At 68.4% G+C, this 23355-nt stretch carries 20 protein-coding genes; 8 read left to right on the top strand and 12 right to left on the bottom strand.

All coding sequences use genetic code 11. From position 1 onward, the window contains the following. Positions 1 to 151: 151 nt before the first annotated feature. Both ON43_RS45275 and ON43_RS37860 read left to right on the top strand, forming a co-directional pair. Positions 152 to 322, top strand: a complete 171-nt coding sequence (locus ON43_RS45275) for a hypothetical protein (RefSeq protein WP_157514350.1) — start codon at positions 152 to 154, stop codon at positions 320 to 322. Continuing rightward, complete coding sequence (locus ON43_RS37860; RefSeq protein WP_051179860.1) at positions 319 to 1500, top strand: glycerate kinase; 1182 nt, start codon at positions 319 to 321, stop codon at positions 1498 to 1500. Before ON43_RS45275 ends, ON43_RS37860 begins: the two co-directional genes overlap by 4 nt. 58 nt (positions 1501 to 1558) lie before the next feature. On the opposite strand, the gene ON43_RS37865 is transcribed toward ON43_RS37860, so the two are convergent. After that, the gene (locus ON43_RS37865) at positions 1559 to 1849 is read right to left on the bottom strand and encodes a hypothetical protein (protein ID WP_040815511.1); all 291 of its coding nucleotides are present in this window, start codon (positions 1847 to 1849) and stop codon (positions 1559 to 1561) included. 372 nt (positions 1850 to 2221) lie between these two features. Between ON43_RS37865 and ON43_RS37870 the strand changes: the two genes are divergently transcribed. The 3 genes from ON43_RS37870 to ON43_RS37880 all read left to right on the top strand — a co-directional run bounded on the left by ON43_RS37870 (position 2222) and on the right by ON43_RS37880 (position 4367). After that, complete coding sequence (locus ON43_RS37870) at positions 2222 to 3127, top strand: helix-turn-helix domain-containing protein (protein WP_040815512.1); 906 nt, start codon at positions 2222 to 2224, stop codon at positions 3125 to 3127. After that, positions 3117 to 3308 (top strand): DUF397 domain-containing protein, encoded by a 192-nt coding sequence (locus tag ON43_RS37875; protein WP_040815513.1) that lies wholly within the window; start codon positions 3117 to 3119, stop codon positions 3306 to 3308. Before ON43_RS37870 ends, ON43_RS37875 begins: the two co-directional genes overlap by 11 nt. 132 nt (positions 3309 to 3440) lie before the next feature. Then, entirely contained in the window at positions 3441 to 4367 is a 927-nt protein-coding gene (locus ON43_RS37880) for an endonuclease domain-containing protein (protein ID WP_157514351.1), read from the top strand. Here ON43_RS37880 and ON43_RS37885 read toward each other — a convergent pair whose 3' ends face one another. The 7 genes from ON43_RS37885 to ON43_RS37915 form a co-directional block, all read right to left on the bottom strand. After that, positions 4368 to 5732, bottom strand: coding sequence for a flavin monoamine oxidase family protein (locus ON43_RS37885; protein WP_040815514.1), 1365 nt, complete (start codon positions 5730 to 5732; stop codon positions 4368 to 4370). It abuts the gene before it with no gap. Positions 5733 to 5899: 167 nt separating this feature from the next. Next, positions 5900 to 6943 (bottom strand): agmatine deiminase family protein, encoded by a 1044-nt coding sequence (locus ON43_RS37890; RefSeq protein WP_245568954.1) that lies wholly within the window; start codon positions 6941 to 6943, stop codon positions 5900 to 5902. Continuing rightward, positions 6943 to 7908: a nitrilase-related carbon-nitrogen hydrolase gene (locus ON43_RS37895; protein ID WP_040815515.1), complete on the bottom strand. Its 966-nt coding sequence runs from the start codon at positions 7906 to 7908 to the stop codon at positions 6943 to 6945. Before ON43_RS37895 ends, ON43_RS37890 begins: the two co-directional genes overlap by 1 nt. Before the next feature lie 42 nt (positions 7909 to 7950). Then, positions 7951 to 9504: an APC family permease gene (locus ON43_RS37900; RefSeq protein ID WP_083914142.1), complete on the bottom strand. Its 1554-nt coding sequence runs from the start codon at positions 9502 to 9504 to the stop codon at positions 7951 to 7953. A gap of 146 nt (positions 9505 to 9650) precedes the next feature. Further along, complete coding sequence (locus tag ON43_RS37905; RefSeq protein ID WP_040815516.1) at positions 9651 to 11108, bottom strand: NAD-dependent succinate-semialdehyde dehydrogenase; 1458 nt, start codon at positions 11106 to 11108, stop codon at positions 9651 to 9653. Between the two features lie 18 nt (positions 11109 to 11126). Then, positions 11127 to 12467, bottom strand: coding sequence for a 4-aminobutyrate--2-oxoglutarate transaminase (gabT, locus tag ON43_RS37910; RefSeq protein ID WP_040815517.1), 1341 nt, complete (start codon positions 12465 to 12467; stop codon positions 11127 to 11129). A gap of 46 nt (positions 12468 to 12513) precedes the next feature. After that, the gene (locus ON43_RS37915) at positions 12514 to 13941 is read right to left on the bottom strand and encodes an aminobutyraldehyde dehydrogenase (protein WP_040815518.1); all 1428 of its coding nucleotides are present in this window, start codon (positions 13939 to 13941) and stop codon (positions 12514 to 12516) included. Between the two features lie 141 nt (positions 13942 to 14082). Between ON43_RS37915 and ON43_RS37920 the strand changes: the two genes are divergently transcribed. Beyond that, positions 14083 to 15609: a PucR family transcriptional regulator gene (locus ON43_RS37920; protein ID WP_245568956.1), complete on the top strand. Its 1527-nt coding sequence runs from the start codon at positions 14083 to 14085 to the stop codon at positions 15607 to 15609. On the opposite strand, the gene ON43_RS37925 is transcribed toward ON43_RS37920, so the two are convergent. The 3 genes from ON43_RS37925 to ON43_RS37930 form a co-directional block, all read right to left on the bottom strand. Then, complete coding sequence (locus ON43_RS37925; RefSeq protein ID WP_083914144.1) at positions 15593 to 18679, bottom strand: NAD-glutamate dehydrogenase domain-containing protein; 3087 nt, start codon at positions 18677 to 18679, stop codon at positions 15593 to 15595. The genes ON43_RS37920 and ON43_RS37925 overlap by 17 nt on opposite strands. Before the next feature lie 152 nt (positions 18680 to 18831). Further along, positions 18832 to 18981: a hypothetical protein gene (locus ON43_RS45280; protein ID WP_157514352.1), complete on the bottom strand. Its 150-nt coding sequence runs from the start codon at positions 18979 to 18981 to the stop codon at positions 18832 to 18834. 268 nt (positions 18982 to 19249) lie between these two features. After that, positions 19250 to 20332, bottom strand: coding sequence for a lycopene cyclase family protein (locus ON43_RS37930; RefSeq protein ID WP_040815519.1), 1083 nt, complete (start codon positions 20330 to 20332; stop codon positions 19250 to 19252). 92 nt (positions 20333 to 20424) lie between these two features. On the opposite strand from ON43_RS37930, the gene ON43_RS45865 reads away from it, so the two are divergent. Further along, entirely contained in the window at positions 20425 to 21519 is a 1095-nt protein-coding gene (locus ON43_RS45865; RefSeq protein ID WP_157514353.1) for a hypothetical protein, read from the top strand. A 64-nt stretch (positions 21520 to 21583) separates the two neighbouring features. Here the strand turns inward: ON43_RS45865 and ON43_RS37940 are convergent, their stop codons facing one another. After that, the gene (locus ON43_RS37940) at positions 21584 to 22348 is read right to left on the bottom strand and encodes an SDR family oxidoreductase (RefSeq protein WP_040815520.1); all 765 of its coding nucleotides are present in this window, start codon (positions 22346 to 22348) and stop codon (positions 21584 to 21586) included. A gap of 449 nt (positions 22349 to 22797) precedes the next feature. On the opposite strand from ON43_RS37940, the gene ON43_RS37945 reads away from it, so the two are divergent. Next, positions 22798 to 23328, top strand: a complete 531-nt coding sequence (locus ON43_RS37945) for a hypothetical protein (protein WP_040815521.1) — start codon at positions 22798 to 22800, stop codon at positions 23326 to 23328. Positions 23329 to 23355: the final 27 nt, after the last annotated feature.

Here is a 23355-nt window from a genome sequence, read left to right on the forward strand (position 1 = left end):
CCGTCCAACTGCCGGTGGTAGGGGCGGTCTCGGATGCACCCTCCCCGGTCTGCGAGGCCCAGGCAGCGGTGGCGGGGAACTCTGAAACCGAGAGTGCACGATCGGAAAGCGGCGCTGCACAGCACGAGCCTGATTCGGCCGGGCCCACGCCATGAGCCGCGAGGATTTCATCGAGGCCAGCGAGATCGACAGCTCCGGCAAGGCCCGCGATCTCGACCGCGACGAATTCGGCTGGCTGCGGATGAGCAGTCGCGCGGGCTGCGACCCGGTCCGCGCCATCAGCCGTGCCGACGTGACCCGAATCGTCGGGGCGGGGCGATGATTCAGCCTCGCGGCGGCGTGCGGAAGGGGTGGCAGGAGGGGCACGTCATCGTGGCTCCCGACAAATTCCGTGGCTCGCTCACCGCGCCGGAGGTGGCCGCGCATCTGGCTGCCGGTTTGCGCGCGGCGCGACCGGATGTGCCGGTGGTGACGGTTCCCGTCGCCGACGGCGGGGATGGGACGGTGGCCGCGCTGGTCGCGTCCGGGTACTCCGGGCTGCAGACGAATGTGACCGGGCCGGTGGGGAATCCGGTGGTCGCCTCGTTCGCGATGGGCGGTGATCAGACGGCGGTCATCGAGCTCGCCGAAGCTTCCGGACTGCGTCGACTGCCCGGAAGGGCCACTGCGGCAACAGCTTTGAACGCCACCAGCGCCGGAACGGGCCAGCTCATTCGCACGGCCGTCATGCGTGGGGCGCGCCGGGTGGTGCTCGGGCTGGGTGGCAGTGCGTGCACCGATGGGGGAGCGGGCATGCTCACCGCACTCGGTGCGAAGTTCCTGGACGCGTACGGCCGGCCGCTGCCTCCCGGTGGTGCGGCGCTGCGACGGCTCGCGCGCATCGACACCAGCGAACTGCTGCGGGTTCCGGTGGTCGTGGCGTCCGACGTCGACAACCCGTTGCTCGGACAGCGCGGTGCCGCACAGATTTTCGGCCCGCAGAAGGGCGCGGGCCCCCGCGAGGTCGAGGCTCTTGAGGCCGGTCTGTCCCGCTTCTCCGAAATCGCCCGCCGCGACCTCGGCGTCGACGAGGCCGACCGCCGCGGCGCAGGCGCGGCAGGCGGCGTCGGCTTCGCCGCCCTCGCCTTCCTCGGCGCAACCCTCCGCCCAGGCATCGAAATCATCCTGGAACAACTGGATTTCGCCCAGGCCCTCTCCGGCGCCCGCCTGGTCATCACCGGCGAGGGTTCCCTCGACGAACAAACCCTGAACGGCAAGGCCCCGATAGGCGTCGCCCGCGAAGCGTGGCGCGCCGAAGTCCCTGTCCTAGCCGTCTCCGGCCGCCGCACCATCAACCGAGACACCCTGCGCCGCTTCGGCATAGACCACGCCTACGCCCTAACCGACCTCGAACCCGACCCCACCATCTGCATGTCCCAGGCCGGCTCCCTGCTCGAACAACTGGCCCAAGACATCGCCGCCTCCCACCTCACCCGCCAACTGACCACCCACTGGGGTTGACCACCCCATTCCCACAGCCGGGAGCCGCTGACCGATGAGGGGTCGGCGGCTCCCGCGCTCAATAGATCAACGCCCCGTCCATCACCACGGCGTAGATCGCTGCCTCCCAAGGGTTCGCCTCGACACCTCCCAGAATCTCGTCCAGCAGCGCGGCCCGTGCCAGGCTTCCCGCGCCGTAATGCCCGCTCGCCCGAGCGCTCGCGATCACGGCATAGATCACCGCGGCATACACCTGCGCGCGCGGCGCGAGAACATATCCGCCCTCGGCCTCGTGCGCACGCAACCGCCTCTCGACCGCGTCGACAACATCCCGCAACACCCGGATCTCGATATCCCGCATGTCATCCATGTCAGACCCGCCAAGGTGGCCTCGGCGCGCGCTTCCCGAGCCGCACCAGATACGTCTTCGCCTGCAACTTGGCCGGACACACCGTAATCGGACAATCCGCATGCTCCCGTAAGGCCCGTAGCGCCTCACCCTCAGTCATCACCGGCCGGGCATTGTGCCCGGTCGCTGGAAGCCCGAACATCGTTGGAACCTCCCGTCATTCGGGGATTGCTGGTATGACCAGCACACCACCGGCAGTCGAGCGAAACGCCCGAAAATGGGATCCCAGCCGAAAACGACCCAAATCCCAACGATCAGACCCGCGTTCGCGGTACAACAGACCCATCTATCGACGCTGCTTGATTCGAGTTCACATGTAGAGGAACTGGAACGATGACCAGCAAGGATGATGAAGACGGCCCCGCATCGACCCTGCCGAGGCGGCAACTGGGACGATTCCTCCGTGAGGAACGGGAGAAAAACGGCCTGACAATCGACGCCGCAGCACGGCTCGCGGACCTTTCGAAGTCGGCACTGCAGCGGCTCGAAGCCGGTAGGAATCAACGGATTCGCAAACAGGACGTTCGCGCATTATGCGAGATCTACGGCGTCGAAGCGGCAGATACCGCCCGAGCAGTGGACCTGGGGGAGCAGGCGAAGGTCAAGAGCTGGTACCACGCGTACGGCGGGCTGTTCAGCGACGAGCTCAACATGTACGTAGGGCTGGAAGCCTCGGCGCGCCAACTGACCGCCTACCATGAGCAGGTTCCAGGCCTGCTCCAAACGCGCGCCTACGCAAGGGCATTGATCAGTGCGTTCTACCCTGGCGGCTCATCGGATGAAATAGACCGTCGGGTTGAGTGGCGCATGAAGCGGCAAGTTCTCGTCACGCGTAAGACGAAACCGCTGGAACTCGAAGTGCTGCTGCACGAATCGGCTCTGCATCGACTTATCGGGACTCGTCAGATCATGGCGGTCCAACTTCGGCACCTGGCAGAAATCAGTAAGCTCCCCAACGTTTCGGTGCGGATCAGCCCCTACTCTGCGGGCATGACGTGGGGCATATTGCATGGGCAGTTCGTCATGCTCAGTTTCGACAACTTCTCGGCCAACAGGTCGCCAGAACCGCCGATCGTCTTCCTCGAGGGCGGCCTGAGCAGCGATGTCTACATCGAGAAGGCAACTGAAGTACAGCGCTACCATAAGTTGGCGAGCGCTATTCGGGCTACCGCCATGAGCGAGAACGAAACACGAGACGCTCTGCGGCGGAAAGCGAAAGGGTACGAGGGTGAGCACTAACGCGTCAGCGACCCAATGGTTCAAGAGCAGCTACAGCGAGTCGGGCGGCAACTGCGTCGAAGTCGCGTGGTTGCCCGGCGGCAAGGTCGGCATCCGAGACTCCAAGCACCCCACCGGCCCCACCCTCGCCTTCACCCCCTCCGAGTGGTCCACCTTCCTCACCACCCTCACCACCCCCTGACCCCCGCCGAGTGGCACACCATCGAGGGGATTTGTCTGGTTTTGCCACGGTGGTGTGCCACTCGGCGGATGTGGGGGGTGCAGAGTTGGTGAGGGGGGTGCTTGGGGTGGGGGGCGGCGTGATGATGGGGTGATGGAGGAGGTCGGGGCGGCGTTCAGTGGGAGTTTGGCAATCGAGGCGGGGGTGATTACCGAGTGGGGCATTCGGGTCGGGTGTCGGCGGGTTCATCCGGATGTCTATGTCGCCAAGGAGATTTCACTCGGGGCTCGGGGGCGGGCTCAGGCGGCGTTGGAGTGGGGTGGGGAGGGGGCGGTGCTGGTTGGGTGTTCGGCTGCGGCGATGCATGGCGCGGTGTGGATGGAAGGGTTTCCGGCCGAGATCCTGGTGCCTCGGCGGGCGCGGCCGCCCGCGAATGTGCTGGTCTGCCGGGATGTGATCGCGGAGGAAGAGATCGTTCTGGTGGACGGTCTGCGGTGCACGACTCCGGTGCGGACGGCCTTCGATATCGGACGTCGCCGGCGTGGTTGGCTGGCGGTCGCCCTGCTTGACTCACTGTTTCGGGCAACCGAAGTGGATGCGTCGGAGGTGGAGGTATTCACCAAGCTGCATCCGGGCGCACGGAACTGCCGAAAGCTGCTGGAGCTGTTGGCCTTTACCGACGCCGGTGCCGAATCGATTCAGGAGTCCCGCCTGCGGCTGCTGTTGCAACGGGCCGGATTGCCGAGACCGGAAACTCAGATCCCGGTCCAGCTGACCCGTACTGCCAGTGCGCGGCTGGACATGGGTTACCGGCGGTGGATGGTGGGCGTTGAATACGAAGGCACGCAACACTGGTCGGATCCCCGCCAGTTCACCCACGACATCGACCGCTACAACCTGCTCGCTACTCTCGGCTGGATCATCATCCGAGTCGACGCAACTCTCCTCCGTGACAACCCTCGCGAGGTCATCGCCAAAGTCACCGCCGCCCTCCATTCCCACGGATACACATCGCCGAGTGGCACACCACCGAGGGAAATTCGGGCAAATCCCCTCGGTGGTGTGCCACTCGGCCGGTGATCACACCAGGCTGCGCTGGGCGAGGATGGCGGCGGCGGTGCGTTGGCCCATGCGGACTGCGCCGTCGACGTGTTGGAAGCCGTGGCCGGCGAGGTCGGAGCAGGAGAAGTGGATGGGGCCGACGGGGTCGCGGTGGTCGTGGCCGTAGCGGGTCATGCCGCCCAGGTCGAAGCTGACGCCGTAGGCGCCTCGGGTCCATTCTTCGGTGCCCCAGTCGGATTCGTAGAAGACGACGGGGTTTGCGGCTTCGGGGCCGAGGTAGCGGACCAGGCAGTCGAGGGCGGCCTGTTTGCGTTGGGCGGGGTCCATGGAGAAGTAGAGGTCGGCTTGGGTGTGGGCGATGAAGCCGACCATTGCGCCGTTGTCGACGCCGTGGTTGGTGTTGTCGTAGACCTCGGAGACCAGGTCGGTGTCGCTGAAACCGGTTCCGGACAGGCCTTTTTCGCGCCAGAAGGGGGTCTCGTACACCGCGTGCACCTTGACGACGAAGCCCATCGACATGTGCTGGTGCATCTGGTGGCGGCGGCGGGGCAGCGGGGGATCGAAGCTGATGCCCGCGTACAGGTTCGGCGGCACGGCCAGCACCACGCGGTCGGCGTGCACCTCGAGGTTGCCGTCGGCGAATACGGTGACGCCGGTGTCGGACCACTGGATCTTGCGGACCGGAGCGTTCAGGTGCACGTCCGCGCCGAGCGAGGCGGCCAGGCGTTGCGAAACCTGTTGCATGCCACCGACGACGCGCTTGTCGAGCATGAAGGTGTCGGTGGCGAGGGAGGTGTAGGAGCCCTGCGCAGCGGCCATGTGCAGCGCTTGCAGGGTGGAGAAGGTGTGGGCGGGCTTGGTCAGCATGGCGCCGGCGACGAAGAACGACACGGTCTCGCGGGCGTACTCGTCGTCGGACTGGCCCTCGAGCCAGACGCTGAACGGGATCGAATCCAGTTCGGCCGCTTGCGGATGCGCCCAGGGCTCCTCGGCGCCGACCTCGGCGGCCAGCTTGTCGAGCAGGGCCAGCAGCCGGTCGATCTCGGCGGCGGTCTCGGCGGGCGCGGGGAACACGTCACCGGTGAATTGCTGCCGGGTGCCGTCGGCGGCGAGATACACCGACTCGCCCTCGCGGTAGCGGGAGAACGTCGAGAGCCCGAGCTCCTCGACCAGGGCCAGCGCCGCGGTGTGGTGCGGGGAGAGCCACTGGCCGCCGATTTCGATCATGGCGCCGTCGATATCGCCGGTCCAGGTGCGTCCGCCGACCCGATCGCGGGCCTCCAGCACGGCGACCGAGAGACCGGCCTTGCGCAGTTCGGCGGCAGCGGTCAGACCGGACGGTCCGGCCCCGACGATCACGACGTCACGAGTGATGACAGCCACGAGAGCTCCTTACCGGTAATTCGACATCAGGGATAACCCGATGGTTGCTAATTCAGTATGTGCGTGCGGTCACGATCGTGCCCACGACGTTTCGGTGAGCCGGCTCGCCCCTCATTCGCCGAATCGGCGTGCGCGAGCCGGATCAACCCCGCGACCTGCGGTGCGGGTCAGCGAGCCGGAAGCGGCTCGTTCTGGGTGATGCAGTGGATGCCGCCGCCGCGCGCGAAGATCGGGCGGGCATCGACCAGCACGACACGGCGGCCGGGGTACACCTGCGCCATGATCTCTGCAGCCTCGGCATCGGACGGATCGTCGAAGCCGCACAGGATGACCGCGTCGTTGCAGACGTAGTGGTTGATGTAGCTGTAGTCCACGAAACCCTCCTCGTCGCGCAGCGTGCACGGGGCGGGCACCGGGATCACCTCGAAAGGCGCTCCGGTGGAGGCGGTTTCGGCCCCGAACTGCTTGATCAGTTCACGGCTGAGCTCATGATCGGGATGCTCGGGATCACGCTGGTCGTGCACCAGCACCACACCCGGCGACGGCAGTGCCGCCACGATATCGGCGTGACCGCGGGTGCCGAAGCGCTGCGAATCCCGCCACAGGCCGCGGGGCAGCCAGATCGCGGAGTCGATGCCGATGGTGCGGCGCAGTTCGGCTTCGACGTCGGCCTTGGTCAGGCCGGGATTGCGGAAAGGATCCAATTGGACGGTCTCGGTGAGGATGACCGTGCCCGCGCCGTCGACCTGGATGCCGCCGCCCTCGTTCACCAGCGGTGAATCGATGATCGGCACCCCGGCCGCGGTGGCGACGGCCCGGCCGATGGCCGAGTCCTTGTCCCAGCGGGCCCAATCCTGCTGACCCCAGCCGTTGAAGACCCAGTCCACCGCGGCCACCGAGCCATCCGCTGCGTGCACGAAGGTCGGACCGATGTCGCGCATCCACGCGTCGTCGAGCGGCGCTTCGAGCAACTCGATCGCACTCGACAGCATCCGCCGTGCGTCGGCGGCATCGGCCGGATCCACGACCATGGTCACCGGCTCGAACTCCGCGACCGCATGGGCGACGGCCGACCAGGCGGCCCGCGCCTCGTCGACGGCCTCCGGGGTCGCGGTGATCTCCGACCCCACCGGCGGGAACGCCATCCAGGTCCGCCGGTGCGCCGCATGCTCGGCGGGCATCCGCCAACCGGTCGCGCCCTGGCCGGTCATCAGGCCCGCCCGAACGGGTAGTCGCGCTCGACCGGCGCGGTGAGCCGCCCGTAGGTGTCGGGGCGACGGGTCTCCAGGAACGGGAACAGCGTCAGCCAATCCTTGCGCTGATCCAGATCCAGGTCCGCCACCAGCACCGCGGATTCGTCGCGCGGGGCCTGCACCAGGATCCGGCCGTACGGATCGGAGATGAAAGACGAACCGTAGAAGGTGATTTCGCCTTCGTCGCCGTAGCGGTTGGGCACGATCATGAAGGTGCCCGCGGTGATTCCGTTGCCCACGATCACGTGCTGCCACAGCGGCTGGGTGTCGAAGGCGGGGAAGGACGGCTCCGAGCCGATGGCGGTCGGGTAGACGATCACGTCGGCGCCGGCGAGGGAGTACATGCGGGCCACCTCCGGGAACCATTCGTCCCAGCAGGTCGGCATGCCGATGCGCACATCACCGAGATCCGCGTGGCTGTGCGGTTGATACGCCTCGTCGGTGGCCGGGCCCGCCCGGAAATAGGTGTCCTCGTAGTAGCCCGCGCTGATCGGGATGTGCAGCTTGCGGGTGCGTCCGACCAGTTCGCCCTTGGGGGACACCAGGATCGCGGTGTTGAAGCCGAGGCCGTCGCCCTGATCAGCCCGCTCGTAGAGCGAGGCGTGCACGAAGATGCCGTGCTCGACGGCCGCCTCGGCGGCGAAGGTGAAGGTAGGGCCGGTCTCCGGATCCTCGGCGTCGGCGGCCGGGTTCTCGCCGCCGCGCACGAAGGCCGGGTACTTGCTGAAGGTCACCTCGGGCAGGAAGACCGCCTTGGCCCCGAGCTCGGCGGCCTTGGCGATGCCGTCATTGAGTTCGGCGCGCATCGCGGCGGCATCGGCCTGCCAGTGGTGCTGGACCAGAGCCACGCGCAGCGGCTCGCGAACCGGGGCCTCGACGCGGGCGTGCGAGACGGGCGGTTCGAAACAGGTGATGACGTTCATGACTACTCCTTCTCGAAATGGTCTGGGGGAGAGCGGCTTCGGCTACGACGGCATGGGATCGCCGGACACCGCGCGCGGCAGCGTCGCGCCGCGGAAGTACTCCGGCTGCCGCCAGCGCTGCGCCAGCATCAGCACCGCGCCCAGCACGAGGATTCCGAAGCCCAGGTAGAACACCAGTCCGATACCGAAAAGCGATGCGCCGCTGCCGACTTCGGGCTTGAGGCTCTCGCGCACCGAGATGCCGAACACGACCAGCAGCATGGTGCCGCCCAGCAGCGGGAACAGCAGCTTGAACAGGAAGTCGCGGGCCGAGGCGAACCAGCGGTGGCGGAAGTACCAGACGCAGGCGAAGGCGGTGATGCCGTAGTACCAGCAGATCATGATGCCCAGTGCCGCAATGGTATCCAGCAGCACGTGCTCCGAGAGCAGAGCGGTGATGGCGTAGAAGCCGCCCGCCACGATCGCGGCGACCGCGGTCCCGAAACGCGGCACCTGGTACACCGGGTGCACGCTGGCGAAGCGCGCCGGCAGCGCCTTGAAGGCGCCCATGGCCAGCATGGCGCGCGCCGCGGGCAGGAAGGTGGCCTGCAGGCTGGCGACGGTCGAGACCAGCACCGCCGCGAACAGCAGCAGCTCGCCCGCCCCGCCCATCACCGGTTCGGCCAGTGCCCCGAAGACGTTGTCGTGCGCGGCATCACTGCTCAGTCCGACGCCGGTGTCGCCGACGCCCGCGTACCACATGAGCGCCACCGCCAGCAGCAGATACGTGCCCAGCACGGTCAGGATCGAGAGCAGTCCGGCGCGGCCGGGCGTGCGCTGCGGATCCTTGCACTCCTCGCCGAGGGTCAGCGCGGTGTCCCAGCCCCAGTACATGAACACCGACCCGATCAGGCCGATCGCGAACGCGCCCAGGGTGAGTCCGGTGAACGGGTTGAACCAGTCGATATCGAAGCTCAGCCCCGACGGCGCGTCCCCGTTCATCGCCTTGGCCAGCGCGATGCCCGCGAACAGCAGCAGCACCACCAGCTGGAAGCCGACCAGCACGTACTGTGCGCGTTCGCTCGAGCTGATCCCGCGGCTGGCCGCCCACCCGGCCGCCGCCAGGAAGGCCAGCGTGGTCACGATATTGATGAGCTTGTTGTCGCCCAGGGCGGCAATGGATTCCGAATGCGCGAGGCGTCCGACGAACAGGTAGAGGAATTCCGCCCCCACCGCCGCGATATTGGCGAGCACGATGACCACGGCGATCACCGAACCCCAGCCCGCCATCCAGCCGACATACGGGCCGAGCGCCCGCGCCGACCAGGTGAAAGAGGCACCGCAGTCCGGGGTCTCGGAACTGAATTCACGATAGGCGTAGGCCGCGAGGAACATCGGGATGAACCCGGCGATCAGCAGCGCGGGCATCTTCAATCCGACCGCGGCCACGATCAGGCCCAGACTGGCGGTGGTGGTGTAGGCGGGTGCGATGGACGCGATACTCAGGACCGCGCCGGCAATGGTGCCGACCTTATTGGTGGCCAATCCCTTGCCGCTGGCGGCATCCTGGGTATCACGCGACGGCATTGTCGCCTCGGAGGCATTCTGCACGAGCATCCAAGCTCCTGAAACTGGGTCTGGCAGCGCCGCAAGCCTTTTCGGGATGCGGCGCGACCTCGCCGATGGAGAATCGATCCGGCGGAGTGGGCGCCGGGATCGGGTTGGCGCGTTATCCGGCTCAGGGGCCGGTGCGCCGGGTGACGTCAACGCGTGAGCGCGACGTATTTGGTGTCGAGGTATTCGTCGATTCCTTCGGAACCGCCCTCGGTACCCAAACCGGATTGTTTGATCCCGCCGAACGGGGCGGCCGGATCGGAGATGACGCCGCGATTGACGCCGACCATGCCGGCCTGCAGCGCGTTCGAAACCCGCAGGGCCCGATCCAGGTCCCGGGTGTAGAAGTAGGCGGCCAAACCGTATTCGGTGTCATTGGCCGCGGCCACGACATCGTCCTCGGTGTCGAAACCGTAGATGGCGGCGACCGGTCCGAAGATCTCCTCGCTGTGCATGCGCGCGGTGCGCGGCACATCGTCGAGGACGGTGGGCTGGAAGAACCAGCCGGGGCCGTCGATGGCCTTGCCGCCGGTGCGGACCACCGCGCCCGCGTCGACCGCGTCCTGCACGAGGGCGGCGACGTTGTCGCGCTGGCGCTTGTTGATGAGCGGACCGGTGTCCACGCCGGATTCGTAACCCGGGCCGACGTGCAGCGCGCCGATCTTCTCGGCTAGCCGCGACGCGAACTGCTCGCGAATCGAGTTGTGCACGTAGATGCGGTTGGCCGCGGTGCACGCCTCGCCGCCATTGCGCATCTTGGCAGCCATGGCCCCGGCCAGCGCCTCGTCCAGATCGGCGTCCTCGAAGACGATGAAGGGGGCATTGCCGCCCAGCTCCATCGAGGTGCGCAGGACATTGTCGGCGGCCTGACGCAGCAGCAGCTTGCCGACGCGGGTGGAACCGGTGAAGGTGACCTTGCGCAGGCGCGGGTCGGCCAGCAGCGGCGCGGTGATGGCCGCGGCATCGCTGCCCGGCAGGATCGACAGCACGCCTTCCGGGAGTCCGGCATCGGCGAAGATCCGGGCCAGCGCCAGCATGGTGAGCGGAGTGTCCTCGGCGGGCTTCACGATCACCGTGCATCCGGCGGCCAGCGCGGGGCCGATCTTGCGGGAACCCATGGCCAGCGGGAAGTTCCATGGCGTGATCGCCAGGCACGGACCCACGGGCTGCTTGGTGACCAGGATGCGCCCGGTCCCGGCGGGGGAGTCGGTGTAGCGGCCGCCGATGCGCACCGCCTCCTCGCTGAACCAGCGCAGGAATTCGCCGCCGTAGGCGACCTCGCCGCGCGCCTCGGCGAGGGTCTTGCCCATCTCCAAGGTCATCAGCAGCGCGATCTCCTCGGTGCGCTCCATGAGGATCTCCCAGGCGCGGCGCAGGATCACCGCACGCTCACGCGGAGCGGTGGCGGCCCAAGCGGATTGGACGCGGCAGGCCGAGTCCAGGGCGCGCAGCGCGTCCGCGCCGGAGGCGTCGGCGACCTCGGTGAGGACCTCACCGGTGGCCGGATTGCGCACCGCGAACGAGGATCCCGAGACGGCGGGCGCGGCCGCGCCGTCGATCCACACACCGGTGGGGACCAGCTCGCTGATCCGGTCGTATTCCAACATCGTTCTCCTAGACCGGGTTCAGGCGGAAAGCTCGGTGATGGCGGTGCACAGCACCGTCAACGCCTCGTCGAGCAGGTCGTCGGTGATGACCAGCGGCGGCAGCAGGCGGATCACATTGCCGTAGGTGCCGCAGGTCAGGGTGATGACACCCTGTTCGAGGCAGCGCTTGGCGACGGCCGCGGTGAGGGCGGCGTCGGGCTCGGTGGTGCCGGGCTTCACGAACTCGAGCGCCAGCATCGCACCGCGACCGCGCACGTCACCGATGGCCGGAACCCGCTGTGCCAGTTCGGCGAAGCGCGCCGTGGCGACCTCGCCGATGTGGCGGGCGCGGGCGGGCAGATCGTGGTCGCGGATGGCGTCGATGGCGGCCAGCGCGGCAGCGCACGCCACCGGGTTACCGCCGTAGGTGCCGCCCAGGCCGCCCGCGTGCACGGCGTCGAGCAGCTCGGCCCGGCCGGTGATGGCCGACAGCGGCATACCGCCCGCGATGCCCTTGGCCATCGTGATGATGTCCGGCACAACGCCTTCGGCCTCGCAGGCGAACCAGTCGCCGGTGCGGGCGAAACCGGTCTGCACCTCGTCGGCGATGAACACGACGCCATTGGCGCGCGCCCACTCCACCAGGGTCGGCAGGAATCCCGGTGCGGGGACGATGAATCCGCCCTCACCCTGGATCGGCTCGATGATGATCGCGGCGAGCGAATCCGCGCCGATCTGCTTCTCGATCCGCGAGATCGCCTCACGCGCCGCGGCCACACCGTCCTGGCTGCCGTCACGGAACGGGTAGGACATCGGCATGCGGTACACCTCGGGCGCGAACGGCCCGAAATGCGCCTTGTAGGGCATGTTCTTCGCGGTCAGCGCCATGGTGAGGTTGGTGCGGCCGTGGTAGGCGTGATCGAAGGCGACCACCGCGGTGCGGCCGGTGGCCAGGCGCGCCACCTTGATGGCGTTCTCGACGGCCTCCGCGCCGGAGTTGAACAGCACGCTGCGCTTCTCGTGGTCGCCCGGGGTGAGTTCGGCCAGTCGCTCACAGACCTCGATGTAGGCCTCGTACGGGGTGACCATGAAACAGGTGTGAGAGAAGCGCTCGATCTGCTCCCGCACCGCCGCAACGACTTTCGGGTGCGCGGCGCCGACGTTGGTGACCGCGATGCCCGCGGCCAGGTCGATGAGCGAATTGCCGTCGACGTCCACGATGACGCCGCCGTCGGCGTCGGCCGCGTACACCGGCGCCGTGGAACCCACACCCGCGGCGACGGCCGCCTTGCGGCGCGCGGCCAGCTCCTGCGAGCGCGGGCCCGGTAGCTCGGTGTGCAGCACCCGCTGCTGCGGGAGTCGGTAGGTGATCTCGGTCATTCGGAAGTCCTTCTGCGGAAAAGGGTTTGGAAGCGGGAGAGCGCCGTCAGTCGTGTGCGCTCATGACGTGCTTGATGCGGGTGTAGTCCTCGACGCCGTAGGCCGAGAGGTCCTTGCCGTAGCCGGAGCGCTTGAAGCCGCCGTGCGGCATCTCCGCCACCAGCGGGATGTGGCAGTTCACCCACACCGCACCGAAGTCCAGGGCGGCCGAAACGCGCTGCACCACACCGTGATCGCGGGACCAGACGCTGGAGGCCAGGCCGTAGTCGACATCGTTGGCCAGGCGCACGGCCTCGTCCTCGTCGGCGAAGGGCTGCACCGTGATGATCGGGCCGAAGGTCTCCTCCCGCACGATCGGATCGTCCTGGCGCACACCGGTGATGACGGTCGGGGCGAGGTAGAATCCGCTGTCGCCGATGCGTTCGCCGCCGGTGGCGACGGTCGCGTGCGCGGGCAGTGCGGCGAGTTTGCCGGTGACGGTTTCGAAGTGGCGAATGTTGTTGAGCGGTCCGTAAGCCGCCTCCGGATCTCCGGGCAGGCCCGGCTTCACGGTTTGCGCCTTCTTCACCAGGGCGGCGACGAGGTCGTCGTGCACGGATTCGTGCACCAGTACGCGGGTGGCCGCGGTGCAGTCCTGCCCGGCGTTGAAGAACGCGGCATCGCCGATGCGGTCGGCGGCCAGCGCCAGATCGGCGTCACCGAACACGACCACCGGGGCGTTGCCGCCGAGTTCCAGGTGCGCCCGCTTGATCTGCTCGGCCGCCGCGGTCGCCACCGCGATGCCCGCGCGCACCGAACCGGTGATGGCCACCATGTCGAGGCGCGGATGGCTGACCAGCGTAGCGCCGCTGACGGCGGTGCCGAGCACCACATTGAGCACGCCGTCGGGGAGGATGCCCTGCGACAGCTCGGCGAGCTTGAGCGTGCTGCCCGGAGTGGTGTCACTCGGCTTGAGCACCACCGTGTTTCCGGTGGCCAGCGCCGGGCCGATCTTCCAGATGGCCATCATCAGCGGGTAGTTCCACGGGGTCACCTGGCCGATGACGCCGACGGGTTCGCGGCGGACATACGAGGTGAACCCCGCCATGTACTCGCCCGCGGACTTGCCCTCCAGCATGCGGGCCGCACCGGCGAAGAAGCGCAGGTGATCGGCGCCCGCGGCGACCTCCTCGCTGGCGACCAGGTGCTTGGGCTGACCGGTCTCGCGGCACTGCGCCTCGACCAGGGCGTCCGCATTGGCCTCGATGGCGTCGGCCAGTTTCAGCAGTGCGGCCTGGCGCTGGCTCGGGGTGGCGGCCTTCCAGGCGGGGAACGCGCGATCCGCGGCGGCGACCGCGGCATCGATATCGGCGCGGCCGGAGATCGGGCTGCGGCCGACCACCGATTCGTCGACGGGACTGATCAGCTCGAACGACTCCGATGCGGCGGCGGCGACGAACTTTCCGTCGATGAAGTTGCGAAGCGTGTCAGTCATGTAGGCCCGATCTCTTTCGAAGTGGGGTGCGCTGTGGTTGACCGCCAGTGTGCTGCGTGACACACCCCCTCGTCACCTGCCGGATCGGTGAGTCGGCAGAATGTCGTTTCGACAAGTTGTACAGATAGCCACGGGAGAGCTGTGAACGCGGGAATTCCGGTCCGCTGGGTGCTGACCCAGCCCGAGCTGGGCTTGGTGCTGCGCGGCGGCGGCGACGGGCTCGGCCGGGCCATCACCCTGGTGCTCACCTCCGAGCTCGCCGAACCGCAGCAGTGGATGTCCGGCGGGGAGCTGGTGCTCACCACCGGCATGGGATTGCCGCTGGGTCCCGCGGACCGGCAGCGGTATCTGGAGGACCTGCACGCGGTCGGGATCGCCGGCCTCGGGTTCGGCATCGGACTGTCCTACGAGACCGTGCCGGAGGATCTGATCGAGGCCGCCGACCGGCTGGGGCTGCCGCTGTTCGAGGTGCCGCTGCCGACACCGTTCGGCGCGATCACCAAGAAGGTCATGCAGCGGCTGGCCGATCAGGAGTACGAGAAGGTGCTGCGGGCCTCGCGCGCGCAACCGCGACTGACCCGGGCCGCCATTCAGGGGGCGCGGGCGATGAGCAAGGAGCTGGCGGCGGCGCTGTCGGCCACCGTGCTGGTGATCGGGGCCGACGGGGCGATCGCCGAGGCCCAGCCGCGTAAGCCCGCGGCCGGGATTCTGGAGCGAATCGAGGAATTCCTGGGCACTCGCGGGGATGGCGCGGGCAGCGGTGTCATTCAGGTGAGTTCAGGGCAATACATTGTGCTGCAAGCCATTACAGCCGGGCAGACGGTGCACGGGCATCTGGCGGTGGTGACCGACGGGGTGCTGAGTTCGGTCGATCAGGTGTTGCTGGGTCATGCCAGTTCACTGCTGGCCATCGATTTCGAGAAGCCCGCCCGCCTGCGAATCGCCCAGAACCGCTTGAACTCTCAGGCCATGGCCATGCTGCTGGCCGAGCCGGGCGATCCTGACACCATGTGGCAGACGCTGGCCACCGCCGCCGATCGCACCGGTCGCGTGCGCGCGCTGGTGCTGCGCTGCGCCTCCCGGGATGCCGCCGTGCAGGCGCTGGAAACCGTTGACGCGCAACTGCGTCCGCTCAACCGGCAGCTGTTCGCGCATGTCGCGGGGGATCGGGTGGCGGTGCTGCTGTCCGGCGCCGACTCCGACGATATGGCCGAGCAACTCCTGGAAGGGATGCCCGCGCCGGTGCGCGCCACCCTGCGCGCCGGGCTGAGTGCCCCGCAACCGTTGCGCCGCTTCACCTCCGCGGTGGAGCATGCCGAACTGGCCGCCTCCGCCGCGCTGCCGGGAGCCCGGCCGCTGCAGCCGGCCGCGTCGGCGGGCCATGCGCTCCTGGCCTTCCCGGAGGCACAGCGGGTGCTCGGGGCGGTCTCCGAGGCCATGCTGCAGCCGCTCGTCGACTACGACGAGCGCCACGGCACCGACCTCATCGGCTCCCTGCGCGCCTACCTGGAGGCGCACGGGCAGTGGGAGACCGCCGCCAATGTGCTCGGCGTGCACCGGCATACGCTGCGCAGCCGAATCGCGAAGATCGAATCGGTCCTCGGCTGCCAGCTCGATCAGGCGCTGGTGCGCGCCGAACTGTTGCTCGCGGTCATCGCCCGCCGGTGACCGCCGCGGCGGCCAGCTCGGCATTGACCACGCACAGCCGGGCGATGTCGACGGTGCCGTCGCGGTGCAGCCGGGCGACCAGGTCGATCAGGCGGTCGGCGGCGGGGCTGTCCTTCCAGCGCGAGACGTGGTCGCGGGCCACATCGTTCGCGGTGGCGTCGGCGAGCACCGCGGCCACGAGTGCGTGCCAACGGGATTGGAGTTCCTCGGCCAGGACCGTGGCGGCCAGGGTCTCCCAGTGGTCGGCGGTGCGGACGGTGGCGAACGTGGTCGCCAGCCGGTCCAGGCCGATGAGTTCGCCCAGCTCCCGGTAGGTCTGGGCGACCAGCGCGACCGAGAGGCCGGTGCGGCGCGCGGTGTCGCTCAGCGGCAGCGCCTGGGACAGCAGGCGCAGATTCGCCAGGTTGCGGCCGGGGTGACCGCCCGGGCGGGGGAGGACGGCGGTGAGTTTGGCGACCAGCGGTGCGTGGTGGTCGATTTCGGCCGACCAGGTCTCGGCCGAGCGATGGGTGAGCAGCCAGGCGGCGGCCTGCTCGACCGCGTCCTGAATGCCCTTGAGCACGCCCATGCGGACCTGCGGCGGCACGCCGGGCAGCGCCAGCGCCTCACGCCACCAACGGTCCACGTCGAGGACCTCGTCGACGACCGTGCAGGCCAGCACGATTTGCGGGGTGTCCACGCCGAGACGTTCCTCGAGGCGGTGGATGAGGCCCGGGCCGACCCGGTTGATCACCCGGTTGGCGGCCGCCACGGCGATGATCTCGCGGGCGACCGGGTGCGCGGCGAGCCTGTCGTCGCCCAGCAGGGTGCGGATCGAGTCGGGGAAGTAGTCGGCCAGCAGTCCCGCGACCACCGGATCGTTCGGAGCGTCGGAGGTCAGCAGTTCGTCGCGGACCAGGTTCTTGGCCGTGGCGAGCAGGACCGCGATCTCCGGGCGGACCAGGCCCTGTCCGGCGCGGTGGCGGGCCGCGAGTTCGGCCGGGGCGGGCAGGAATTCGGTGGCGCGTTCGAGGCCGGTCGCCTGTTCCAGGTTCTCGATCAGGCGGCCGTGGCGGTCGACGAGGAAGGGCGCGTGCGCCTCGGCCAGGCTGATGGCCAGGGCCTGCGCGTCGCAGTCGGCGAGCACGGCGCGCACCACCTCGTCGGCATTGGCGGCGAGTAGGGCGTCCCGCTCGGACACCGTCGAAAGACCCTCCGCCACTGCGGCATTCAGGGCGATCTTGAGATTCACCTCGCGGTCGGAGGTGGCGACACCACCGGCATTGTCGATGAAGTCGGCGTTCACCTTGCCGCCCGCGACGGCGAATTCGATGCGGGCGCGCTGGGTGAGGCCCAGGTTGCCACCCTCGCCGATCACCCGGCAGCGCAGCCGATCCGCCGTCACGCGCACCTCGTCGTTGGACGGATCGGCGACGTCGGCGTCGAGTTCGGCGGAGGCCCGCACGTAGGTGCCGATGCCGCCGTTGAACAGCAGATCGACCTCGGCGCACAGCATGGCGCGAATCAGTTGCGGCGCGGTCATTTCCGTCTCGTCGACACCGAGCAGTTGGCGCACCTGCGGTGAGAGCGGAATCGTCTTCGCGGTGCGCGGCCAGACGCCGCCGCCCGCGGAGATGAGAGTCGGGTCGTAGTCGGCCCAGCTGCTGCGGTCCAGCGCGGCCAGGCGGGTGCGCTCGCGATGCGACAGCACCGGATCCGGATCGGGGTCGAGGAAGATGTGGCGGTGGTCGAAGGCGGCGACCAAACGGACGCAATCGGTTTCGAGCATGCCGTTGCCGAAGACGTCACCGGACATGTCGCCGATGCCGGTCACGGTGAACGGCTGGGTATCGGGATCGATGCCGAGTTCGGCGAAGTGCCCGCGAATCGACCGCCACGCGCCACGGGCGGTGATGCCGAGGGCCTTGTGGTCGTAGCCGGTGGAACCACCCGAGGCGAAGGCGTCGCCGAGCCAGAAACCCCGCGCCACCGCAATGGAATTCGCCAGATCCGAGAACCGTGCGGTGCCCTTGTCTGCCGCCACCACCAGGTAGGAATCCGGTTCGTCGTACACCACCGTGGCGGGCGGCGGGGTGGGGACGCCGTCGATGACATTGTCGGTGACATCGAGCAGGCCACCGATGAACGCGGCGTAGGCGTATTCGACCGCGGCCGGATCGGCGCTGCCACCGCGCACCACGAACGCGCCCTTCGCGCCCATCGGGACGATCACCGAATTCTTGACCGTCTGGGTCTTCATCAGGGCCAGGACCTCGGTGCGGAAATCGTCGGCTCGATCCGACCAGCGCAGGCCGCCGCGCGCGATGACCCCGCCGCGCACGTGGCTGCCTTCAACTTTCGTGGAGTGCACGAAGATCTCGCGGTAGGGGGTGATCGCCCCGGACAGCGACAGCCGCGACGGGTCGATCTTGAACGCGGCGACCGCGCGGTCCGGCTGGAACCAGTTGGTGCGCAACAGCGCCGAGCAGAAGGTGTACAGCCCGCGCAGCAGCTGATCCTCGGGCCGGGTGGACGCGGCCTCCAGGCGTCGCCGCACCTCCGCCTCGGCCAGCTCGGTCGCCGCGGCCCGTTCCGGCTCCAGTGGATCGAAGCGAGCGTGGAACAGGGCCACGAACGCGCGCACGAAATCCGGATGGCCGGTGAGGATTTCGGTGATCGTCGGCCCGCCCAGCGGCAGCCCGGCCTGGCGCAGATACCGGCAGGCGGCCCGCACCAGCACGGCGTCGCGCCAGCTCAATCCGGCGGTGGCGACGAGCCCGGTGTAGCCGTCGATCTCGAATTCGCCCGCGACGGCGGCCAGGAACGCCTCGGCCAGCTGTTCGGTCGGCTCGACACCGGTGGGCCGGAACGTGAATTCATGGTCGCGGCCTTCGCCGTCCGCATTCACGTCATGGGTGATCACATGCAGTCCCAGCGCCGAGAAGATCTCGATCAACTCGGTCAGCGACGGACCCTCACCCGGCCAAGTGAGCCGCGCCCGAGGCGGCATCGCGCCGGGATCGAACTCGAGCCGCGCCGCGGCCCGCCCTCGATCCTGGTCCAGCGTGCCGACCCCTGCTGCGCGACTCATTCGAATCAACTCCCGTGCGTGACCTTGGTGGTTTCGCGATCAATCTGCCGCACGGAGACGTGGAACACAGTGGACGAACCGTAGTGCACGGGCGTCCGCCGCACGCCGTGTCGTCTATTCCGTGCGCTGCCGGATGCCGAGGTCGAGGAGCTTCAGGCGGTCAGCGCCTTGTCGATGACGACCGGATCGAGGGTGGGCTGCCACGGATTGGGTTCCAGGCCGGTGAGGATGTCGTCCAGCAGGGGCGCGTTGGCGATGCTTCCGGAGCCGTAGTGGCCGGAGTCGCGTGCGCTGGCGATCACGGCGTAGATGGCCGTGGCATAGATTTCGGAGCGGGAGGCGAGGACTACCGCGCCATTCGCTTCCAGGTGGCGGAGTCGGTCTTCGACTGCATCGATTACCTCTCGTAGTGCGCGTATTTCTATGTCTGGTTGGCCGTCCACGTCAGAACCCCCTGTACGCGTGCCCTCTGCTCGCCGACGGGCAGTGTCGGCCCCAACAGCACACCATCAGCGACCGAATCAGGCGACCAAAACCGAATAGTTCGGATAGATCTCCCTTGAATCACGATCAGATCAAGTAGCGGCGGAGAGACCAGGGAAGGGCGGTGAAGAGGGAGAACATCGCCGCGGCTGTGGCGGGGAGGTTTGCGCGGTCGGAGAGGTAGGCGCGTTGGGCGGCGGGGGATAGCTGGAAGAAGGCGTCGAAGAATTGGGGGAGTGCGGCGGGCGGGAGGGCGAGCAGGGCGCGTAGGCCCTTCTGGCGCAGCAGGTTTACGGCGCGGGCGGAGACGGGCCAAGTCGGGTCGCCTGTCACTACCGCGTCGGCCAGGCGCAGAGATGCGGCGACGCTGTAACCGGTGGCGGGGTGCATGAGGGCTCCGGCCGCGCCGAAGGCGGCGGGGGTGGGTTTGCCGCCGTGGAGGGGGAATCGGACCCGCTCGGTGGGCTCGGTGCCGGTGAGAGTCAGTCCGCGCGAACGCAATCGGTGGTGCAGGCGAGATTGCAGGGTGGTCGGGTCGAGGGCGGGGCGGCCCGCCAGGCAGGTTTCCTCGAGCAGGACACGATCGTCGGCGACCGGGACCGCGTACAGGAACGACGGGGGCTCATCGGGATTCGCGCCGTTGTCGGCGCGCCAGTCCATGAACAAGGCGTCGGGGTCGGGCCAGCGGTCACGCTCGACCATCACACCGAAGGCGGTTTGTTCCGCGAGCTCGGGGGAGCGCGGGACGCCGCGGGCGTCGATGATCCGGCCCGCCGGGAGGATCTGGCCGGAAGCCAGTCGAACCGAGGGCAGGTCGAGACCCTGGGTGGTGTGGCGGGCCGGGCGAATGATCTCGGCTACCCGATCCTCCAGCAGCCGTGCGCCGGCGAGATCGAGCGAATCTTGCAATGCCGGGGTATCGAATATGACGTAGCGTCGGTCGAGTTCGATGCGGCGGGTCGTCCACGCGACGGGGCGGTCGACGGTGGCCGCGATGGATTCCGGTGCGAGCCAGCCCGGGAGCTCATCCGCCCAGGCCGCATAGGTGGGAGTCCAGCGTCGCCGGGGATGCGGGTCGACCACGGTGACCGTGAGTCCGTGCGCCAGCGCGCGGTGGGCGAGGGCACGGCCTGCGGGGCCCGCGCCGCAGATGAGCAGGTCGTCGGTCACCGTGTGATTGGATCATGATCGATGACCCGCATACGCTTCGGGAATGTATGCCGGGCCGGGGAGGGTCCGGGCGGGCCACGAAAGGTGAGCAGATGACGTATCCACCAGGCGGGGTCGGTGGCGATCCGAATGCCCACGGGCAGCAGCCTCAGCAGCCGGATGCGGCGTGGTGGGACCATCCCGCGCAGCCCGCGGACGGGCAGCAGGATCCTCAGCGGTGGGAGCCCACCCAACTGGGTATGGCCGCGGCGCAGCAGCCCAATCAGCAGCAGCCGAACCAGAACTGGGAGCCGACGCAGCTGAATATGGCTGCGCAGCAGCCGAATCCGCAGGGTGCCGGGTACGGGCAGCAGCCGGGGTACCCGCAGGATCCGGGTTACGGTCAGCCGCAGGGATATCCGCAGGGCGCCGGGTTCGGGCAGCAGACGGGGTACCCGCAGGATCCGGGTTACGGTCAGCCGCAGGGGTATCCGCAGGCGGGGTACGGGCAGCAGCCCGGATATCAGCAGCCGGGATTCCCGCCGCCGCAGCCGAAGTCCAAGGCCGGGTTGATCATCGGGCTGGTGGTCGGCGCGGTCGTGGTGCTCGCGCTCGCGGTGGGCGGCATCGTGCTGGTGTCCAAGAAGGACGACTCCTCCACGCAGGCCGACGCGACCACGACCACCTCGCTGGCGACCACGTCGGCTCAGGCCACCACCCGCACCGCCCCGGCCACCACCAAGCCCGCGCCCGGCGGCAAGGGTTTCAGCTACACCGAATACGGCAAGGACTGGAACTTCAAGCTCGGCGACGTCGCCCTGCAGGCCACGTATGTGTCCGGCCGCGACTACGACTCGTGCGCGCCGATCGAGGAGGCGGGCAAGCTGACCAGCCTCGGCTGCAAGGCCGCCTCCGAGATGGCGTGGCGGGCCGAGGGCGGCCAGCTCATGCTGACCCAGCTGGTGCTGACCATGTCCGATGAGGACAGGGCGTCGTCGGCGGACGGCCAGTTCGACGACAAGGATGTGAACCTGCCGCAGGGCAGCTATATCGCAGACTTCGAGAACGGCAAGTGGCGCGACGGCAGCCAGGGCAAGTTCCTGGTCATCACCGTCGCCACCGCCACCGCCTCGGTGGACGACGAGACCGTCAGCAAGTATCTGAAGTACCGCAACAGCGACACCCTGGGCGCGCTCGCCTTCCGCTGAGTTCGTCCGGACGAACCGCGCCCGGCACCGAATTCCGGTGCCGGGCGCGAGTTTTCGTGGTGGATCAGATGCCGCCGGTGGCCAGCAGCCCGCCGTCGACCTTCACGGTCGTACCGGTGATCCACGCCGACTCGTTCGAGGCCAGGAACCCGATCAGCGCGGCCACATCCTCCGGCGACCCGAGCCGCTTCATCGGATAGACATCCGCCGCCGCCTCCTCGTCGGCCGAGTACAGCGCATCCGCGAACTTCGTCTTGATCACGCCCGGCGCCACCGCGTTCACCCGAATCTTCGGCCCGAGCTGCCAGGCCAGCTCCTCGGTGAGCCGGATCAGCGCCGCCTTCGACGCCCCGTAAGCCGCGATCACCCCCGTGGACCGCAACCCGGCGACGCTGGCCACATTGACCACCGCACCCCCGTGCTCACCCATCCACGCCTTGTACGCCTCCTGCACATACCCCAGCGCCGCAACGACATTCACATCGAAGATCTTGCGCACGGCCTCCAGATCGGCCTCCATCAACGCCCCGTACACCGGATTGATCCCGGTGTTGTTGATGAGCACATCCAACGACCCGAACTGCTCCACCGCCGTGGCAACCTGCAGAGCCCGAGCCTCAGCATCCCCGGAATTCCCGGCAACCGCGACAACCTTCCCCGGATGCCCCAGCCCCCGCAGCCGCTCCGCAGCCTCCTCCAACGGTTCCGCCTTCCGAGCCGAAATCACCACATTGGCCCCGCGCCCCAGCAGCTCCGCCGCCACCGCGAACCCGATACCCCGGCTCGCCCCGGTGACCAGCGCACTCTTGCCCAACAAGTCATCACTCATGTGACGGCACGCTACTTCAGTCACCTGATCTGGGTGAACCCGCCCCATGCAGGTGTTCATGCAGTCGCGGTATCCCGGCCCTGCAGTCACATGGAACGGCGAGTTCGGTTCAGTCACATACGGATCAGGCGGACGGTTCCTGGACTGTGCGGTTAGTGCGGACGGTGGGAGCGTGAGTGACGACTGCGTGTGCCCGTTTTGGTGATGATTGTGGGACTTGCCCAGTTTGCGGGTATGCCGGAGATTCCGGTCATCACCGACCTAGGGTCTCGATACCTGGGTTCGCACCCGAAGTGGATCCGGGCATATCTCACGGGCCGGGATGGGTTCGGGGAAGGCCCAGACCCTCTGTGTTCGAAGGGGTTTCGGCGCGCTTGCCCCGGACGCTCTGGTGCCGCCGCTGTTCCTCATATCGAGAGTTGTTCCTGGATACGGATTGGTGAACTGTGATGAACTCTGAGTACACCGAGCGGTTGGCCGGGGTGTCGGTGCCGCAAATGCGGGCGGTCGCGCGGGTTCTCGATCTCGAGGTCGACGAGTTCGCCGTCGGCGCCAACCTGCTCGTCGAGCAGGCGCAACTGTTGGCCACGGTGCACGCGGTGCTGGGGCAGGCGCTGCGCACGGTGATCGTGGGGGCTCCGCTGGGGCATTGCACCCAGACGTGGAGTGCGGCAGCCACCGCCGCCCACGCCGCGCTGGCCAGGTCCGGCACGAGTGTCTCCGAACAGGCGCAGTTCGAGGTGAACTGGGTGCGCCAGCGCATCGCCCTGCTCGCCATGCCTCCCGGGCCGACCCCGAGACCGGCGCTGCTGGCTGCGGCATCGCTGGCGGCCGAGGCCGCCTCCACTCTGCTGGCACTCGAACGCGACCCGGTCGGGGCGGGCGCGCACAGCGGCTGGGCGGCGGCGATTTCCGATCTGTCGCTGGCGTTCCACCTGGCCGACGACGAGTACCGCGACCTGACACAACCGGTGGACTGACCCGCCCGCCCATACCGATCCGAGCCC

The organism is Nocardia concava NBRC 100430 (assembly GCF_000308815.1).
Taxonomy (GTDB): Bacteria; Actinomycetota; Actinomycetes; order Mycobacteriales; family Mycobacteriaceae; genus Nocardia; species Nocardia concava.

Coding starts and splice junctions, on each gene's coding strand:
- ON43_RS37880 (WP_157514351.1), top strand. CDS start 3,441: ATGGAGGAGGTCGGGGCGGCGTTCAGTGGGAGTTTGGCAATCGAGGCG.
- ON43_RS45865 (WP_157514353.1), top strand. CDS start 20,425: ATGACGTATCCACCAGGCGGGGTCGGTGGCGATCCGAATGCCCACGGG.
- ON43_RS37915 (WP_040815518.1), bottom strand. CDS start 13,941: ATGACTGACACGCTTCGCAACTTCATCGACGGAAAGTTCGTCGCCGCC.
- ON43_RS37870 (WP_040815512.1), top strand. CDS start 2,222: ATGACCAGCAAGGATGATGAAGACGGCCCCGCATCGACCCTGCCGAGG.
- ON43_RS37940 (WP_040815520.1), bottom strand. CDS start 22,348: ATGAGTGATGACTTGTTGGGCAAGAGTGCGCTGGTCACCGGGGCGAGC.
- ON43_RS37925 (WP_083914144.1), bottom strand. CDS start 18,679: ATGAGTCGCGCAGCAGGGGTCGGCACGCTGGACCAGGATCGAGGGCGG.
- ON43_RS37865 (WP_040815511.1), bottom strand. CDS start 1,849: ATGGATGACATGCGGGATATCGAGATCCGGGTGTTGCGGGATGTTGTC.
- ON43_RS37905 (WP_040815516.1), bottom strand. CDS start 11,108: ATGTTGGAATACGACCGGATCAGCGAGCTGGTCCCCACCGGTGTGTGG.
- ON43_RS37895 (WP_040815515.1), bottom strand. CDS start 7,908: ATGAACGTCATCACCTGTTTCGAACCGCCCGTCTCGCACGCCCGCGTC.
- ON43_RS45275 (WP_157514350.1), top strand. CDS start 152: ATGAGCCGCGAGGATTTCATCGAGGCCAGCGAGATCGACAGCTCCGGC.
- ON43_RS37945 (WP_040815521.1), top strand. CDS start 22,798: ATGAACTCTGAGTACACCGAGCGGTTGGCCGGGGTGTCGGTGCCGCAA.
- ON43_RS37890 (WP_245568954.1), bottom strand. CDS start 6,943: ATGACCGGCCAGGGCGCGACCGGTTGGCGGATGCCCGCCGAGCATGCG.
- gabT (WP_040815517.1), bottom strand. CDS start 12,467: ATGACCGAGATCACCTACCGACTCCCGCAGCAGCGGGTGCTGCACACC.
- ON43_RS37860 (WP_051179860.1), top strand. CDS start 319: ATGATTCAGCCTCGCGGCGGCGTGCGGAAGGGGTGGCAGGAGGGGCAC.
- ON43_RS37900 (WP_083914142.1), bottom strand. CDS start 9,504: ATGCTCGTGCAGAATGCCTCCGAGGCGACAATGCCGTCGCGTGATACC.